The 17,256-nt window shown below is 46.8% G+C and carries 14 protein-coding genes; 5 read left to right on the plus strand and 9 right to left on the minus strand.

Translation table 11 applies throughout. The features are described from left to right. The first annotated feature begins 81 nt into the window (after positions 1 to 81). Entirely contained in the window at positions 82 to 348 is a 267-nt protein-coding gene (locus QUB37_RS18570) for a hypothetical protein (RefSeq protein ID WP_333164707.1), read from the plus strand. A 338-nt stretch (positions 349 to 686) separates the two neighbouring features. Here QUB37_RS18570 and QUB37_RS18575 read toward each other — a convergent pair whose 3' ends face one another. After that, positions 687 to 2,438, minus strand: coding sequence for a hypothetical protein (locus QUB37_RS18575; protein ID WP_333164710.1), 1,752 nt, complete (start codon positions 2,436 to 2,438; stop codon positions 687 to 689). Between the two features lie 80 nt (positions 2,439 to 2,518). Next, positions 2,519 to 2,686, minus strand: coding sequence for a hypothetical protein (locus tag QUB37_RS18580; RefSeq protein WP_333164713.1), 168 nt, complete (start codon positions 2,684 to 2,686; stop codon positions 2,519 to 2,521). Between the two features lie 126 nt (positions 2,687 to 2,812). Here QUB37_RS18580 and QUB37_RS18585 point away from each other — a divergent pair, with 126 nt between their 5' ends. Together QUB37_RS18585 and QUB37_RS18590 are read left to right on the plus strand one after the other, a co-directional pair. Next, positions 2,813 to 3,043 (plus strand): hypothetical protein, encoded by a 231-nt coding sequence (locus QUB37_RS18585; protein WP_333164715.1) that lies wholly within the window; start codon positions 2,813 to 2,815, stop codon positions 3,041 to 3,043. Positions 3,044 to 3,093: 50 nt separating this feature from the next. Next, the gene (locus tag QUB37_RS18590; RefSeq protein WP_333164717.1) at positions 3,094 to 3,306 is read left to right on the plus strand and encodes a hypothetical protein; all 213 of its coding nucleotides are present in this window, start codon (positions 3,094 to 3,096) and stop codon (positions 3,304 to 3,306) included. Positions 3,307 to 4,030: 724 nt separating this feature from the next. Here QUB37_RS18590 and QUB37_RS18595 read toward each other — a convergent pair. The 4 genes from QUB37_RS18595 to QUB37_RS18610 form a co-directional block, all read right to left on the minus strand. After that, positions 4,031 to 4,432: an MgtC/SapB family protein gene (locus tag QUB37_RS18595; RefSeq protein ID WP_333164719.1), complete on the minus strand. Its 402-nt coding sequence runs from the start codon at positions 4,430 to 4,432 to the stop codon at positions 4,031 to 4,033. A 103-nt stretch (positions 4,433 to 4,535) separates the two neighbouring features. Then, positions 4,536 to 5,192: a hypothetical protein gene (locus QUB37_RS18600; RefSeq protein WP_333164721.1), complete on the minus strand. Its 657-nt coding sequence runs from the start codon at positions 5,190 to 5,192 to the stop codon at positions 4,536 to 4,538. Between the two features lie 378 nt (positions 5,193 to 5,570). After that, positions 5,571 to 6,536 (minus strand): BadF/BadG/BcrA/BcrD ATPase family protein, encoded by a 966-nt coding sequence (locus tag QUB37_RS18605; protein WP_333164723.1) that lies wholly within the window; start codon positions 6,534 to 6,536, stop codon positions 5,571 to 5,573. Positions 6,537 to 6,608: 72 nt separating this feature from the next. After that, positions 6,609 to 6,965 (minus strand): zinc ribbon domain-containing protein, encoded by a 357-nt coding sequence (locus QUB37_RS18610; protein WP_333164725.1) that lies wholly within the window; start codon positions 6,963 to 6,965, stop codon positions 6,609 to 6,611. A 215-nt stretch (positions 6,966 to 7,180) separates the two neighbouring features. On the opposite strand from QUB37_RS18610, the gene QUB37_RS18615 reads away from it, so the two are divergent. Together QUB37_RS18615 and QUB37_RS18620 are read left to right on the plus strand one after the other, a co-directional pair. Continuing rightward, entirely contained in the window at positions 7,181 to 7,507 is a 327-nt protein-coding gene (locus QUB37_RS18615) for a phasin family protein (RefSeq protein ID WP_242723321.1), read from the plus strand. A 279-nt stretch (positions 7,508 to 7,786) separates the two neighbouring features. Then, positions 7,787 to 8,374: an FKBP-type peptidyl-prolyl cis-trans isomerase gene (locus tag QUB37_RS18620; RefSeq protein WP_333164727.1), complete on the plus strand. Its 588-nt coding sequence runs from the start codon at positions 7,787 to 7,789 to the stop codon at positions 8,372 to 8,374. Between the two features lie 91 nt (positions 8,375 to 8,465). Here the strand turns inward: QUB37_RS18620 and QUB37_RS18625 are convergent, their stop codons facing one another. The 3 genes from QUB37_RS18625 to QUB37_RS18635 form a co-directional block, all read right to left on the minus strand. After that, a complete protein-coding gene (locus QUB37_RS18625; protein WP_333164729.1) occupies positions 8,466 to 11,078 on the minus strand; it encodes a replicative DNA helicase in 2,613 nt (870 codons plus the stop codon). Between the two features lie 340 nt (positions 11,079 to 11,418). Then, positions 11,419 to 11,877, minus strand: a complete 459-nt coding sequence (gene rplI, locus QUB37_RS18630; RefSeq protein WP_333164731.1) for a 50S ribosomal protein L9 — start codon at positions 11,875 to 11,877, stop codon at positions 11,419 to 11,421. A gap of 273 nt (positions 11,878 to 12,150) precedes the next feature. After that, positions 12,151 to 17,247 (minus strand): PAS domain-containing protein, encoded by a 5,097-nt coding sequence (locus tag QUB37_RS18635; protein ID WP_333164733.1) that lies wholly within the window; start codon positions 17,245 to 17,247, stop codon positions 12,151 to 12,153. Positions 17,248 to 17,256: the final 9 nt, after the last annotated feature.

Raw genomic sequence — 17,256 nt, forward strand, 5'->3', positions numbered from 1 at the left:
GAATAAACTACACTAAAATTTAGTCGGATTTAACTGTAGCATATTTTGCGTTAAAGTTAAGATGCGTTTACCCTGCTCGGAATGTTAATTTGGGCTGGCTTCGAGATTGTCCAAACAATCCGCAATTGGGAAACGAATCCCGAAGAAACTACCAGCAAAATTCAAGCTGAAATGGTCAAAGAAACATATCGCGGTCAATTTAGTGCCGATGCGCTGGAGGGAGGGAGTCAGGCTGTCGGAAACACACTCCACGCCGGCCACTGCGCCGCCGAAGCTGCGACTGGCGAATCTGCTCCAAGTGCGATCGGTCATGTGGTAGAAGGCTTGTTGCACGTGCTACACCATTAATATCGTGTCTGCTAGCGTAAGTTGTGCAAGTGTTTTTGATGCTGTAGGGGCTGGTTTTACCAATAATCTTTGACGCACACAAACAATCTCATAAACCCGCCCCCCACAACTAATAACCTATATCAACCTTGACTTTTATCGAAGGGAAAAAATGTACATTGACGTTTACCGTTGAGAGAGGGGGCGGGTTTATGGGATTATTAGTTTTTGGCGTAGATGCTTGGTAAAACCCGCCCCTATTATCCCGCAAATTATCAAAAACCAACCAATCAAACCTAATATAACAACACAAAATGAATGGAAAATGCCACTGCTAAGTTTCCATTCATTCTCTATTCTTACGCTTTCGGCTCAACCCAAACCGTCATCCCCTCAACCCTCAAACCTTTGCCGCGAGTGCCGCAATATTGACCATTAGCAGTAACAGGAGTATCGCCCACATTCTGAATGTGAGCCGTATAAAATACGTCATACTTATCAGCTTGTGGCCCTGTCAGTCGCGTGGCAAATCCCTCAATGCGCTTGGCTTTGCCCCGGAATCCAGCTAACTCCCCTTCCGAGATCCAAGCAGTATCGCCAACTCCTTCAACGTGAGCCATGTACTGCAAATTTAAACCGGCAACGGGAGGCTCTATTTTAATTTGAAATCCTTCCACGCGGCGGCCTTGAGCTTTAGTACCCGCGTATTCTCGATCGCTAAAAGTTCGATCGCCAATTCCTTGAATATGCGCCAACACTTTTAAACCCACAGGCGCCGCTTTTTGGGCACTTGCAGACGGCGCGATCCAAACTTTGATACCCTCTATTCTCAAAGCTTTGCCGCGAGTGCCACAATATTCGCCGTTGGAGGACACGTCGGTGTCGCCCATATTCTGAATGTGAGCGCTATAAAATACGTCGTACTTATCAGCTTGTGGCCCGCTCAATCGCACTGCAAATCCTTCAATTCGTTTCGCTTGACCGCGAAAACCCGCCAATTCTCCTTCGCTGAGCCAAGGAGTATCGCCAACACCTTCGACGTGAGCCATGTACTCGACATTTAAGCCGGGAATTGGCGGATCAATATTAATTTGAAATCCTTCGACGCGCCGCCCTTGACCCTTAGAACCCGCGTATTCTTGAGCGCCGAAAGTTCGATCGCCAATTCCCTGAATGTGCACCAAAACTTTGATTCCCAAACCGCCCTCTACTGCCACCGGTTGTTGAATGTTGCGGGGTGCGCCAAAAACAATGTTCCCGGAACCGGTTGTCTGAAGAGACTTAGGTACTTCCACGCTGGGAACAATAATTACTTCGTGCATGGGGGCAGAAGGTGCGGGGGATTCCAAAATCTGGATCTGTGGCGCAACTGTAACTTGTTTCGGTGCCACATTTCCTGACGGGATGACAATCACTTCTGGCAAAGGTTCGGCACTGATTTTTTGTTCTGGCGCTGCTTTAAATGCGGGTTCGACTTTTGCAGGTGCTGCTTTTACCATCTCAGCAATGGTTAATTTGCCTCTGGAAATGGCTACGGCTATTTGTTTGCCAAAAGCGGCGCTGACTGTTTCTTCGAGAATGACCCACTGTTCGTCATCTAATTTGTCTTGCTGTTCCACCAGGGCGAGCACTGCTGAAACTGGGTGTTTGCCACTGACTAAGGATTCTGCGTCAGAATGCAGTTGAGTTGGGGTTGATTCGGAAATCGCGCGTTGCAGTTCGCGGGCTTTGGCATGAACTGATTGTAAGGGTGCGAAGTCGCTTTGTTCGCGGTGGGCGATCGCCAATACTCGATCGATCACTTTCAATGCTGCATCGCGAATTTCTGCTTTACCTTCAGAAGCTGCGGCAGTCTCGACTAAGTTTTGAATGTCTTTGAGGGAAGCAATTTCCCCCGGTGCGATCGTGGATTTGTTGAGTTCGAGAGCTTGTTTTTGGACTGCAGCAAAGTTGCGGCTGTAGGTGGCTACTTCTTGCAGCAAGCTGTCAGAGGGAGGAAGGCCGGACTCTTGCAGTTGTTTTGCTGCTTGGGATAGGCGATCGGCCAAATTAGCATAAGTTTCCGATAGTCGGGCTATTTGTTGTAGCAAATCTTTATGAGCTAGTTCCATATGTCTTGCCGTAAATATTTAACTTGCTGATTATAGACGTTGAGCGTCTTCTGAAGGTAGAAGGCAGTAGTCATCAGTCATTAGTTCCAGGGAAGAAGAAAAATGCTGCCACTCTCCGACTTCCCCACTCGGACACTTTCCGACTCCCCCACCCAGACACCCGGGCACTCTCCGACTCCCCACTCTCCCAATCCTCCTGTGGCATCCCCCGCGTGATCTTCGTCACAACCGTGCAAATACTTAGTCACACTCTACGACTCCGGCTGTCACGAGTAGCCCGTAACAATGTCACACCTATCGAGCAATAGCCGTCACTGCTGATTCTTTGAAAACAGTTGATACTGAGGCTTGAACCAATAAAATCCCGAAGTGCTATGGTACTAATTCGCGATCTCGCCCAGCAAGCTCTGGCTCTAGGCTATCTAACCCTTGAAGCCGAAAATCAACTGCGGCGGATGTTAACTACCACCAAATATGACTTGGAAGACTTAAATGCTTTTATGGCTTTGCAACTAGCAGCTATGTCCGGAGGAGTCAAACAAGAGTCTCGCGAGATGAAAAAATTTGAAATCTTTGGCGAGACGGTTTCCGAAACTTCTTGTTAGTAATTAGTTGACTTTTGATTAGTTAAAATTTAGTAAGGGAAATTTCTAACGTGCAGATTCGTGAAGTTGTAAAACAAGCTATTGCCGCTGGATATCTGAGTTTGGAAGCAGAAAATGAAATGCAGAAGATTTTTTCCTCAGCCAAGTGTGATTTGGAAGATTTGAATGCTTTTATGAGCTTGCAGTTAGCTGCGATGGCGGGTCGCGTGAGGCAAGAGTCTTTAGAATTGATGAAAATGCCAGTTTTTCCAGATAGGAATTAATTTTTTTCAGTTATCTGGCAAAATAAATATTAATTCTTATATTCAAAAGATGCTGGTAACGTATAATTATTTTGATGATTTATATACTAATTAATTAATTGAAAGAATATTGGTATTTTGGTTCAAGGGTGTTGAGGAATTTTACTAAAATTGACATAAATATTTAAATGAATATTTAAGTGGATTTTGATTGTTTTTTTGTGGGATGGGCTCTCGTAGCCCGAAGGCGTGTATTTTCACAGCAGGCGGAACACTCCACAATATATTAGTGTCAAGTTAAGCTTTTAGTCCGCCAGTCCTCCCGCTCACCCGGAAGTCCGCCAGGGAATGAATTCCCTGTCTCATAGCGAAAGTCCTCTCAAAGAGGACTGAAGAACTCATTAGTCATCATAGCGAGGACTTTGGCTTTGAGACTCTTGTTGAAACCCCTGCCGGAATGAGGGTTTAACGTGTTTGTTGACACCAATGCCCACAATAATCATCCTCAAATTGTGTAAGGCCCCTTTTTCACCTTCTTGAGAGGTATGGCTGGGATGAAGGCCAACAATTTATGCTCAATGATTAACTGGACTTGGTATGAAACAGCTAATATTATTTCCCCTCAATCGGTCGCAATAAAATTAGTTAGTAGTGAGGACTTTAACTCTCCTAAAACTCGCTCGTACTTCCCGTCACTACAAAGGTTATAACGGTTATAATACCCGATTTTATATCCTTATTAAGACTATTTCCTACGACTCCGACGCTCTAACTCTTTAATTACTCTCAGAACAAAAAGCGACATTAAAGCGCCAATTAATGCTAGTTGCCACAACCCGCATCCGGCAGCAGTTCCTAAAGCTGCTGATACCCAAATAGCGGCGGCAGAGGTGAGCCCGTGAACTTCAACTTTGCCTCTTTCCTGGTGATTTTGCCGCAGGATTTCTCCGCCGCCCAAAAACCCAATCCCGGCAGCAATGCCTTGAATTACCCGCGCTACAGCATCTCCTCCGTTTTCATTTTTACCCATTGCCAGCGGCATTAAAACAAATAGTGCAGAACCCATACTAACTAGCATATGAGTTCTCAATCCCGCTGGTTTGTTTCTGAGTTGGCGCTCCCATCCAATAATTCCGCCAACAAACATGGCTAGGCACAACCTTAACAGTATGCCTAGCCAATGATCGGGAGACCACAAGTTAGCGATCGACAATGTTTTACTGCAAATAATTAATCCGAAGATTCCAATATTAGCGGAGTACGATGTCCGATCGCAATCTCACTGCCAAATCTTGTTCTGGGCGAATCACGAGCACGTCAACGCTGCGCCGCCCCAACAATACTCCAGCTAAAGCGCCGATCCCAGCGCCTCCTAATACTTCTTCAGTCGCGATCGCTTTGTCGCCGGTAATGCCTGCTAGTGCTGCTGCTGCTGCTGCACCCAAGGCTGCACCTTGCGCTACTGAACCTGTGCCAGCACCTTTTTGGACTCTTTCGGTTCTGGTAATAATTCCTGAATTTCCGTCAATCCGATAGCGTTGGCGGCGGCTGATAACTAACTCTCTGGCAACAAATTGAGTACCACTTTGATTGCCTCTTCTGACAGGTTGCAGTGCCCCGACTATCTGGCTGCCTCTGGGGATTAATACTCTGCCTTGAGGTGTGCGGATGTCTTGCGCTACTGTTAAAGTTAAAGGTGCAGTTTCTTCGCGGGTGACAACTATTTTGTCTTTTTCATAGCTAACTGGAATTACACTGCCCGACGGAATTCGGATGCTATCAAATTGGGAAATTCGTTGTTGGGCTTCTGCGGGAGTAGCTACCACCAGCGGCGCGCTGGTTCCCACTGTAATGCCCAGTGCGAGGATTGCTGCTGTTGCTGAACGCCATTTTTGAGAAGTAATCATATAAATTGTCTCCTTGCTTCGGTTTTGGTTTACTTAGGAACGCACTACTGCTAAATTTGTTTCTGGTTTCGCATTCATCTGATGTTTTGATTATGGCAGGCTGGAATTCTAGAAGTTGGGAAGATAAGGTCGATAATCCAGAAGTTGAAAATTTGGAAAAATCGAGAAAATCCGCAAGACAGGGGCGATCGGGAAGATAAGGAAGATAGTCAACAGTCAACAGCCAGTCGATTGTAGATTTTAGATTTTAGATTTGACTCCACAGATGGATCGGGAAGCTGGAAAGTAGCTGTAAAATATTTCGCTTGTCAACAGTCAACAGTCAACAGTCAACAGTCAACAGTCAACAGTCAACAGTCAACAGTTAACAGTCAACAATTAATTGTTGAGAGCGTTTAAGGCTAGCAATCCAGCACCGAAAGCTGGTTCGTATCGGGGCGAAATTACCTTAGCTTTTGGGGCGATCGCACTTATGGCAGTTTCAAACCGAACTCGGCAATTTGCCTCTCCACCCCACACACCTCCTACGATCACAATTTCAAATTCTTCTGTTTCGTTAAATAGCGCTGAAATGGCTATTTTTGTGGAATAGGTTAATTCTGCCACAGCATTATTGATAATGCAGTCAGCGACGCGATCGCCCTCTGCTGCTGCCCCCTCGACAATCGGCGCTAAAGCTGCAATTTCTTTGACTCCCCAACCCCGCCCGTAAACGACTTCTACCAATTCTTCTAGGTTATTGAGGCCTAAATGCTTTTGAAATTTTTCCGCAAGCACGGTAAAATTTTCGCGTCCGTCATAGAACTTCAAAGCAGCTTGCAAACCCTGAAGGGCGATGTTATACCCGCTGCCTTCATCGCCTAAAATATATCCCCAACCGCCGACTCGTTTAGTTTTCCCTTGACGGTTTTGCCCGAAAACAATCGAACCGGTTCCTGAAATAACGGCGATACCCACTGGATGGCCCGTGCCGCCAGCAAGTGCGATCGCGCAGTCGCTGCAAATTACTATATTCCTGGGCAGGAACGATCTGGTTACTGGTAAAGTATTCGTCAACTGCAAGTTCTGCACTACAAATTGCACTATTTCACGATCTTTTGGACGACCGACGCCTGCTAGTCCCAGACCAATTGCTTCTATGTTGAGATTGCCTACAGCCTCGACCTGAGCGGACAGAACTGCTCGTTCGATCGCCAATTGGATGGATTGTTTTGCTGTCTCAATTCCCAGGGTTTGATAATTTGACGGCCCTGCTTCACCCCTTCCTAAAACAAGGAGGTTGTCATCCATTAAAAGGCAGATAGTTTTAGTGCCGCCGCCGTCGATGCCGAATACGTAGCTCATGAATAATTTAGAGAATAATAGAGCAACCCAGATTAACAGATATATCTCTATTCTACGCTTTGTACAATCCGATTAAATCGAGAGAGCAATGCTAATAATAATTAAACCTAATAATGCTAACCAAACCAGATGGCGCTGACACCAATTTTTGATCGATTGCAGCCCGTCGCCGCTGCTGTAAGGGAGGGTCTGTGGCACAAGTGGCTCAGATTGATTGTGATAAAGCGTGCATTCTTTGGCAAAGGGACGCTGCGGGTAGTTGCAAGTGTCGTCTGCGTGATAAATACAGGTAGTGCACAGAAATTCTTCGGGTTTCGATCGATAAAGAGGGATACCCGGATGACCGAAAGCTTTGAGGGGGATTTTGCAATGCGGACAGGCGAGCGCTTGGGCCTCTACAGGTTGGTGACAGCGGGGGCAAGCAGGCATAGACAACAGGGTTATGGGGTAATGTGGTGGGTAGGCTCATTAGCGGGTTTTCCGAACGCCGATTAGCGCGATCGGCTCGCCATCAGGCGGCTGGATACTCCAAAATAGAAAGGTAGGTGTGCGCTGATGTAACTTTAAGTTTACAGATGGTTTCGCAGCGACAGCAGGCGACCTGAGCCGATCGGGTATGAAAGGGCAAACATTAGGAAAAATCTATGGATAACAATAGCAACTTACTCAAACAACTGGTAATGCTCGGCATTGGTACTACTTCCCTGGTGGCAGAGAAATTGCAGGAAGTCAGCGAGCAATGGGTCAAAGATGGCAAAATCAATCCTGAGCAAGCCAAAACCTTTGTCGATGACATGACCGAGCACCTCAAGTCTGAACAGGGCAATTGGGATACGCAGTTGCAGCGGCAACTACGGAATATGCTGCAAGATATGGGAGTTCCCCGACAGTCGGAAATGGATGAGTTGCGGGGAAGGCTCGATCGTTTGGAACGTCAGATGCGGGATTTAGAAAACCGTAACTGGCGCTGAGTTCGATCCTCTTCTGCAAGCTTCGCTAACGCCCGCGAGGAGTTCGCTGCTATCTTGTGATAAGATTGTCATCCGAAGGCAGAAGGCTAAAAAAGGCACTTATGTAGAAGCCATTTATGTAGAATTACACACATTCTGACTTCATACTTTTGCCTTTAAAATTATCTGGTACCTGCCGTTTTTTGGTGGAAAAATTCAGATAACATTTGGTAGTTCTTGTTGTACTAGATGTCTTAGATATCTGAGATATCGCGGTTAAAAGTATCAGGAGGATTAATTTTGCGAGGAGTTCTAGTCAGCTTGGGAGTAATGCTGGTTTGCTTTTTGTTTTTGATAGTCGCTCAAATGGGCGGTTCTGGGTCCCAAGCAGTTGCAGCCGAATTGAACAATCTTTTACCAGAGACTGCTATTGAGAAATTGTCAGCGCAGTCTTTGAATGAAAATAACTTGCTAGTAGCTGATGCTACTTTACCGGAGGTACCAGCTACTATCGCTGGCAATAACATGACTGATAATACTGAGAAAACTGTCACCACAGATTCAGGTCTGAAATATGTTGAATTGAAAGAGGGTGATGGGGCGACTCCAAAAACCGGGCAGACTGTTGTCGTGCACTACACTGGAACTTTGGAGGATGGCACGAAGTTTGACAGTTCGCGCGATCGCAATTCTCCTTTTCAGTTCAAAATTGGCGTGGGTCAAGTAATTAAGGGTTGGGATGAAGGCGTCGGTACGATGAAAGTTGGAGAGCGCCGCAAGTTGATTATTCCCCCTGAACTCGGTTACGGCGCTCGCGGTGCGGGCGGGGTGATTCCTCCTAATGCTACGCTGATTTTTGATGTGGAATTGTTGAAAATCGCTGGTTAGGTAGCTCAATCTAATTCAACGTAAAACTTTTACGCTGTTTAGAAACCCGGTTTTTTTAAGAAACCGGGTTTTTGTGTATGTTCTGGTTGATTTACGATCGCTTCGGAGATGCCAGATTGCGAAAGCAGGTATATTGGGCGTCAAATAATAGTTTGATGATTCCTGTGGGCCCGTTTCTGTGTTTGGTAATAATTACTTCTGCAATTCCGCGATCGGGCGAATCAGGGTTGTAATATTCATCGCGGTAGAGCATAATTACTAAATCCGCGTCTTGCTCGATCGAGTTGTGAACTATGATGTCATTAGCGACAAAATTATGCAGTGCAGGCACTGTTAAATCGTAAACCTCAGCTTCGCCATCAACTTCTATTGAGGCGATTTCATCCCAGTAAATATCGCTCTTAGATAAGAGGGCAAGTTCATCAGATTTAACAATTGTAGCTAATCTGAATGCTCGTTCCCGACCAAGGTTGTGTTTGTAAAGGGTTGTACCACAATATAAGTTGCCAAGCTGTGCTTGCATCTGGCGTGTAGTTAAACCAAATTGCTGCATAGCAGGAACAGCATACATTTTCCACACATCACGCGGTATGACATCTCTATTAGTATTGCTAGAACGAAGTTCAATGTATTCTGCAATTTCTGTCAGAGCTTGCTGTTTGTAATTACCTACTGCACCAATCAAATGAATAAACTTATCTAAATCAGGTCTTCCAGTAACCCAAACTTGATGTTGATCTCGCCCTTTCCCTGGCTGGCGGCTTAAAAATAAGCGGGCATTGATACCAAGTCTGAGTAAGAGTGACTGAACATCTCTTGCCAATTTTTCACTACTGGAAGCATAGTAAACACTAGGGTAATGACATTTACCCCTACCTGTTTTTATGCAACCATCAGTACACCAAAGATGGCGTAAAAATAAAGCTATTGCTTCTTGAGGCTGCTCAAATATTTGATTAGGGACAAACTTCTGGTGAGAACGCAGACCAAAAACACCTAAAGCCTCTAGCCATTCAGTTACAGGATTCCTCACATTATGTGTGAGATGATAGGCGGCAGGAAGATAAACTTGATACCAATCACGTTCTTTACAAATACGAGGTATGATTCGCTCTCCAAAGAGTTCTATTGCAAGATTTGCAACTGTATTGGCTAAATCTTCCTCTCTAGTAGTGTATTGAATAACGTGTCGAGGTAGAGTACATCCGTCTCCAATCATGTGTCCTAGCAAGGCTATTTCGGCATTGTCCATCGATTGGATGAAGGAACTTGATACGTACCTAGGTAGGGCAATGCGATCGCCTATTTTTAACTCGTCCAATCGCCGCCAGCCGTGAATGGTTAAGAACTTATGATTGCCAGTGGCTCTAATTGCTCGTCCCAAACGAGTTTGCAGTCGTAGTACAGGCTTCACACCTGTAGCAAAGGCATTGCTAACAACGGCTTTTTCTAACTGCATGGTGGCTTCATTGAGCGCCCAAACTGTGAAGCCAGATTTTCCTACTAATTCACGAATTGGTACGCGCACACCAGTATCTGCTAGCATTACTAAACTATCACCTGTTAAGCAGCCACTTTCTCTCAAATCAGACATCATCGGCCGCTTGTTTGTCCTCGCTTCCACACCCCGACTCAACTGAGATAAGGCAATAATCGGCACGTTGAGTTCGCGGGCTAAACCTTTAAGACTTCTGGTAATTCGAGATAGTTCTTGCACGCGGTTGTCGCTGGTACCTTCCATTAATTGCAGGTAATCTAGCAAGACTAATCCTAGGGTTCCGCCTTGTTCTGCTTGGAGGCGGCGGACTTTCGATCGTATTTCTGTGACGGTAATATTGGGAGTATCGTCAATAAATAGTGGTAGTTCTGATAAATTGCCAATGGCTGTACTAATTGGTTCCCATTCGTTTTGACTAATTCTACCCGATCGCAACCTGTTGCTTTCTATTTTGGCTTCGCTGGACAGGATACGCTGCACTAGCTGTTCTTTCGACATTTCTAAGCTGAAAACGGCAACCGGCAATTTTTGCTGTCCAGCGGCGATGTGGTGGGCGATGTTGGTACAGAAGGCGGTTTTGCCCATCGCCGGCCTGGCTGCAACGATGATTAAATCCGATCGCTGAAAGCCTCCTGTCATGGCATCTAAGTCATAGAAACCGCACGGAATACCGGGAAGTGTCAGGCCTTCATTGCGATTTTCTAGGTCTTGAAATGTTTGGTTTAATGTTTCGCCGATCGATACTAAATCCTGTTGCGGACGTTCTTGAGTTATGCTGAAAATTTCTTGTTCGGCGCGGTCTAAGACTGTTTCTAGTGGTGTTGCCGTCTCGTAACCTAATTGTACTATGTTGTTGCCAGCTTCGATTAATTTGCGACGCTGATATTTGTCTTCAACTAAAACTGCATATTGGTCGATGTTGACTGCGGAAACTGTGCGATCGACTAATTGTGCTAATTTAGTTAGTCCTCCTACTTGCTCTAACTGGTTGCGGTCGGTTAGCGCAGTTGTTACCGTCATTAAATCGGTAGGTTGACCCTGTAAAAATAGGCCTAATGCCGATCGATAAATGACTTGATGAGCGGTGATGGCAAAAAACTCAGGTCGCAGCAGTTCGGCAATTCGGGAAATAGCTTCGGGGTCAATTAAAATCCCGCCCAAAATTGCTTCTTCTGCCTCTATATTTGTCGGCATCAAATCGCTCATTAGTCAATAGTCCTCAGTCATTAGTCATTAGTCATTAGTTATTAGTCATTAGTTTAGGACTTACGCACCAACTCTATCTGTAGGCTGCTTATGGGCGCAGCTTATTCCTACCTATAGCGCCTTAAACCATTTTTTGCGTAAATCCTATAGTTATTAGTTGCCAGTGATTAGTCCTCAGTTTTAAATCTGCAAGTTAGCAGTCCTCAGTCCTTAGTTAGCGTTACTCACTTCTTAGTTAGCCGTACTCAGTTCTTAGCTAATGACTAATGACTAATGACTAACAACTAATGACTGATGACTAATGACTAACAACTAATGACTGATGACTGATGACTTTTAATTACATCGGAACAACTTGAATATCAACTTCAGCGATAACTTCTGCGTGTAGTTTGATTTCAGCTTTGTATGTACCAGTTTGACGAATTTCGGGTAGGGTGATGCCGCGCCGATCGACTTCTTGACTGGTAGAGTTGAAAATCAGTTCTGCTACTTCTTGGTTGGTGACAGTACCAAAAATCGCGTCTGCTTCGCCAACTTGCTTGGAAATGATGAAAGGCCCAGCCGCTTCGAGGGCGGTTTTGCGGACTTCAGCTTGCTGCTTGAGTTCTAGCTGGCGCAGTCTTTCTTCTTCACGGCGGCGCTCTGCTTGCTTGAGAATGCCCGGAGTGGCTCTAAATCCCATTCCTTGGGGTACTAGGTAGTTGCGGGCGTAGCCTGGGGCTACTTCTACTACGTCGCCAGCTTTGCCGAGTTTGCTGACATCTTTATTTAAAACTAATTGAACGCGCTTAGCCATGATCGTGGGTTGTGGGGTTTTAACTGCAACTTTTTATAATAGCGAAGTTTGAGGGGCGATCGCAAGGAAGTTCGGCAACGGATTATGTAGCGGATGTAGCGGATGTAACGGATGTAACGGATGTAACGGATTGGAGATAGGAGGTTCGAGATTCGAGGTTCGAGGGAAGAAACAGGGATAATATTTTTAACGGGCAAATTCTGTTTGAAATTACGCAAAACCGGGGTGCTGTAATGAGCAAAATCAACTACAGTGCAATGTCTTACCGAGAACTCAGGCTTTATTTTCAAGGCGCTGGGCGATCGATCTCGCTACTGTAGCAACTAACTGGGTCGGATTGATCGGCTTGGCTAAGTGTTTGTCAAATCCGGCTTGCAAAACTTGGCGCTCGTTCGCTTCTCCAGCATAGGCCGTTAAGGCGATCGCCAACAACTGCCGATACTCAGGCGCAAGCTGAGTGCGGATACGCTCGATCAACATATATCCGTCCATTTCGGGCATTCCAATGTCGCTGACGAGCAAATCCGGTGCAGTTTGTTCGATCGACTCTAGCGCCTCAGCAGCAGATGACAGGGAAATCACCTCTGCACCCGCTTCCTCAAGCACGAAAGCGACAAAATCTCGCGAGTCAGGCTCATCATCTACCACCAAAATTCTCAATCCAGCTAGCGGCAAGGATGACAGATCGGAACTAGCAGCCCCATGACGTTCTTGCTCCTCCTGCCTTCTAGAATCATCATTTAATAGCGGTAATCTCACCGTAAATGTCGCTCCTTGACCTTCTCCGGCGCTTTCTGCAAACACTGTCCCGCCGTGAAGTTCGATCAGTTGGCGGACGATCGCCAATCCCAATCCCAAGCCGCCAAATTTGCGAGTTGTAGCGCCATCTTCTTGTCGGAAATGGTCAAAAACATAAGGCAAGAACTCGGGAAGAATGCCTTTACCAGTGTCTGTGACTTGAATTTGAGCTTGGCGTTCGATTTGCCCTAATCGAACTTCTACTTTGCCACCTTCGGGCGTGAATTTCACCGCGTTTGACAGCAAATTCCAGACAACTTGTTGCAAGCGACTTGTATCGCCGACAACTTGCCCGACATCGGGATTTAAGATTGTTTGGATTTGAATTTTTTTAGCTTCGGCTGCTAATTGTACGGTTTCCACGGCACACGGGATAATGGTTGCCAGATTCACCGGAGCAACATTCAATCTGAGTTTTCCTTGCAGAATCCGAGACACGTCAAGCAAGTCTTCGATTAATTGAGATTGCAGTCTGGCGTTGCGCTCGATCGTCTCAAAAGCCTTGGCAGTTTGACTCGCGTTCAGCTTGCCGCCGACGAGCAGTTGCGACCAGCCTAAAATCGGATTCAGGGGCGATCGCAATTCGTGAGAAAGCACGGCAAGAAACTCGTCTTTAATCCGGTTAGCTCGCTCGGCTTCCGCGCGGGCAGTTTGTTCTAATTGCAGAACCATATCGCGCTCGGTTTCCACTTGTTTGCGCTCTGTAATGTCGATTACAGAGCCGATATAACCCTCAAATTGTCCGCTTTCGCTAAATCTGGGAACAGCCGCATCCATCGCCCAAGAATATCCGCCATCCTTACGCCCGACGCGATATTCCACGCTGTACAGTTCGTGGCGTTCGTTGGCGGTCAAAAAGGCGTTTTTGACCTGTTCTCGGTCTTCTGGATGCAACGCGTTTATCCAACCCAGTCCCAAACCTGTTTCCTCACTTTGACCTGTGAAGTCATACCAGGTTTCGCTCAAGAAAGTGCAATAGCCTGTGGAGTTTGTTACCCAGACCATAAAAGGAGCATTGTTAGCCATATTGCGGAATCGTTCTTCGCTTTCTTGCAGCGCGGCTTCGGCTTGTTTGCGTTCTGTGATATCCCGACAGACAATCACTCCGCCTTTGATTTCGCTGCTAGTATCAACTACCGGATAACCGCTGATACTGATCCAGCGACCTTCGGCATCTTCGCGGCGGACAAATACCTCTACATCATTGACATATTCACCTTTGATTGCTCTGGCTAGAGGTAGTTCATCGTCGGGGAAGAGGGTTTTTTTGTCTGCCAAAAACAGCCCGTAGGTGCTCGACCATTCCTCACAAGATTTTTCATTCGATAGCTGACCGAATATTCCTACGGCGGCTCGGTTAAACAACACAAACTCCCCTTGTTGGTTTGCCAAAATTAAACCATCGCCAATGCTGTCAATGATGACTTGCAGTAACTTAGTTTGTTCTTGCATGGCGACTTCTGCTCGTTTGCGATTTGTGATTTCGCTGGAGATGCCAATCAGGCCGATGACTTCTCCCGCCTGATTGCGGTAGGGAGCTTTCATTACCAGAAATGTCCGAATGCCATCGTGAGATTCTTCGAGGACTTCTGTTTGGCCGGATTCCATAATACGCCGATCGTTTTCCGTGACTGTGACTGCAAGTTCTGTTACTGGGTATAAATCCAGATCGCGACCACCAATTACTTCCGAAGCAGATTTGCCCATTATTTCCAGCGTGGCTGGATTGGCATAAATAATCCGTCCTTCTCGATTTTTGACAAAAATTGGCGTGGGTGCTGACTGGTTAATCACGTTCAAAATCGCATTTTTTTGCCGCAGTTCTTCTTCAGTGCGTTTGCGATCGCTAATATCGCTCCAATAAGCCGTAAGTCCTTCGGCCGCTGGATAGGCGCTCACTTCTATATATATCTGGAGCGAGGGTGAGAACTCTTCAAACTTGACAGAAACTTGCTCGTTAACGACTCGATTAAATTCTTGATATACCCTCGAATTGGATTCTTTCTCGGCGGGGAATAGCTCCCAAATTGCTCGACCTAACAACTCGGCTCTTGATCGAGAAAGCAGTTTTTCAGCAGTGGAATTAACGTAGGTATAGCACCATTGTGAATCGATCGCGATAAAGGCATCGGTAATACTTTCTATAATATTGCTGACTTGTTGGTTGGCCGCTTGCAACGCGAGTTCAGCGTTTTTGCGCTCGGTGATGATTTCGCAAAAAATCATGATGCCGCCAATCTCATTGGTGTTGGTTCGCCAAGGGTGAATTTCCCAGCGCACCCAGTCGATTAAGCCATCAGGGCGGGGAAACTGATCTTCTTGGCAGATTTCAACTGCTCCCGCCAGACAGCGCTGGTGGACTTGTCTCCAACGATCGGGCAAATTGGGAAAGATGTCGTAGTGCGATCGGCCCACAATGTTTTGAGTGCCGAGCCCGTAAATTGACAGCCAGCGGTCGCTCACCAGCATATAGCGCATCTGGCGGTCAAACATCGCCACCCCTGCAGGCGAATGTTTGACGAACAGTCGCAGTTGCTCTTCCTGTTGCCGCAGCCGATTCTCGGATTGTTTGCGATCAGTGATTTCTTGGAAAAGTATGGCGACTTGTCGGCTGTGCGGCTCAGGAGTGCGGAACGCCGAAACCTCAAACCAGCGGTTCATGGCTTCCGAGCCATGCTCAAAGCGCAAGGACTCCCCCGTGAGCGCGACTTTGCCGTACATCTCAAACCAATAATTTTCGTGATTTGGAAGGAGCTGTCGCATCGTTTTACCTGTAGCTTGTTCGAGTCCGGTTTGTTTCACAAAGGCAGGATTGACTTCCAAAAAGCGGTAATCGATCGGCTTTTCGTTGGCGTCAAACAGCATTTCGATGATGCAAAAGCCTTCGTCCAAGCAATCAAACAAAGTGCGATAGCGTTCCTCAGAGCGGTGCAAAGCAGCAAGAGCTTGTTTGCGATCGCTAATATCCATAAAGGCTGCCACACAACCACGAACGGTACCCTGCTCGTCAAATAACGGCACCGCATTCACCAACCAATCAAAGGCTACCCCGTCCGATCGCACCATTTGAATTTCCACATCTCGCACTTCGACGCCCGAAGCCACGGCTAGTTGCATGGGCAGTTGTTCTCCCGGAATTTCTTCTCCGTTGCGGAATCGTCTAAACGGAAGGGCTGCGGCTTGCTCTCCGGTTCCAGAAACATTGGTATCGGGTGGCACTATCAACATCGACTGGGCAAATCGGTTAGCGCGAATTACTTTACACTGGGGGTCGTGGGCGATCGTAATACCGACGGGTACAGCATCAAGTATCGATTCGAGTTCATTGACTCGTCGCTCTAATTCCTGGTTGAGCCGTCGAATTTCTTTTTGGGTAGCTTTGCGATCGGTAATTTCCTGCACCGTCACATTCACGCCCAAAACGCGATCGTCCTCGGCTTTCAGCGGATAGAGACTTAACAGCCAATCCTGTTCGAGTCCCGGCTGTGCTGAGTTTGTCCTGCGAAGTTCGAGCTGTTGAAGTGGAACTTTAGTTTCAATAACTTGTCGGTAAAGTGGCTCTAAATCATCTGCCATTTCTGGCAAAATTTCGCGCAATGTTTTGCCAATGTGGGCGGCGGCTGGAACTCCGTTAATTTCTGCTAGCCGATCGTTGATGCGGACAAACCGCAACTCAGTATCGAGGAAGCAAAGTCCGATCGGTGCACTAGCATAAATCGCCTCGATTTCTGCTAGTTGTTGGTGTGCCGTTTGCGCTTGTTGAATAAAAGCAGCCCGATCCGCCTTCTGCTGAGTCACATCTTGAAAATAAACGGCAAGCCCCGATGGGATCGGATAGGCTCGTACCGCATACCAAGCATTGAGCGGCGGATAAAAAGATTCAAAACTAACTGTAACTTGGAAGGTGGTGGCGTGGCGATATTCTTGTTCAAACAAACTGCCCACAGCTTCGGGAAACTCTTCCCAAATGCTGTTGCCAATCAAATCTTTCGAGGCTCGGTTCAGCCACCGCGCCGCTTGCAAATTGACGTAGGTAAATCGCCAGTCTCGATCCAAAGCAAAGAACCCGTCCGAAATACTTTCGAGGGTGTCTGACAGTTGTGGCGCGGGCGCGTTACAGACTGGTTCGGGCTGAGGTTGAGCGATAGGAGTGAAGGTTGTTACTACTGCATAGGGAGTCGATCGATCTCCCTGAAATAAAGGTTGAGAATTGAGCGTCAACCAAATCAATTCTCCCTGTGGCCGATCAAAGCCCATGATGACATTTGAGCATGGTTGCCCGGTTTGCAACGCCACCATCGCCGGATGTGTCTCGCCGGGAAAATCCGAGCCATCTTCACGCAGAGTCTGCCACCGACTATTGATTGAAGTGCATAAGAGCATCTGTTGTGCTGTCATCCCCAACAGATCCTGGGCGTGAGAATTGCACCCCTGAATGCTACCATCTGCCAATTGCAGAACCATCCCTACATCAGTTGGCAAAGGCGCGGCTGGGTAGAACGCTTTGTTAGAATCCGTTGAAACAGAGGGGTCGATTTTTGCTTGGGGTTCAGTATTGCGTGGGTTTTGCATCGGTTTCTA

Origin of the sequence: Microcoleus sp. AT3-A2, assembly GCF_036705685.1 — a bacterium.
GTDB lineage: Bacteria > Cyanobacteriota > Cyanobacteriia > Cyanobacteriales > Microcoleaceae > Microcoleus.

Bases quoted from the DNA above. Each gene is read 5' to 3' on its own strand.
- QUB37_RS18570 (WP_333164707.1), top strand. From the start codon at position 82: ATGTTAATTTGGGCTGGCTTCGAGATTGTCCAAACAATCCGCAATTGG.
- QUB37_RS18575 (WP_333164710.1), bottom strand. From the start codon at position 2,438: ATGGAACTAGCTCATAAAGATTTGCTACAACAAATAGCCCGACTATCG.
- QUB37_RS18585 (WP_333164715.1), top strand. From the start codon at position 2,813: ATGGTACTAATTCGCGATCTCGCCCAGCAAGCTCTGGCTCTAGGCTAT.
- QUB37_RS18595 (WP_333164719.1), bottom strand. From the start codon at position 4,432: ATGTTTGTTGGCGGAATTATTGGATGGGAGCGCCAACTCAGAAACAAA.
- QUB37_RS18600 (WP_333164721.1), bottom strand. From the start codon at position 5,192: ATGATTACTTCTCAAAAATGGCGTTCAGCAACAGCAGCAATCCTCGCA.
- QUB37_RS18605 (WP_333164723.1), bottom strand. From the start codon at position 6,536: ATGAGCTACGTATTCGGCATCGACGGCGGCGGCACTAAAACTATCTGC.
- QUB37_RS18610 (WP_333164725.1), bottom strand. From the start codon at position 6,965: ATGCCTGCTTGCCCCCGCTGTCACCAACCTGTAGAGGCCCAAGCGCTC.
- QUB37_RS18615 (WP_242723321.1), top strand. From the start codon at position 7,181: ATGGATAACAATAGCAACTTACTCAAACAACTGGTAATGCTCGGCATT.
- QUB37_RS18625 (WP_333164729.1), bottom strand. From the start codon at position 11,078: ATGAGCGATTTGATGCCGACAAATATAGAGGCAGAAGAAGCAATTTTG.
- rplI (WP_333164731.1), bottom strand. From the start codon at position 11,877: ATGGCTAAGCGCGTTCAATTAGTTTTAAATAAAGATGTCAGCAAACTC.
- QUB37_RS18635 (WP_333164733.1), bottom strand. From the start codon at position 17,247: ATGCAAAACCCACGCAATACTGAACCCCAAGCAAAAATCGACCCCTCT.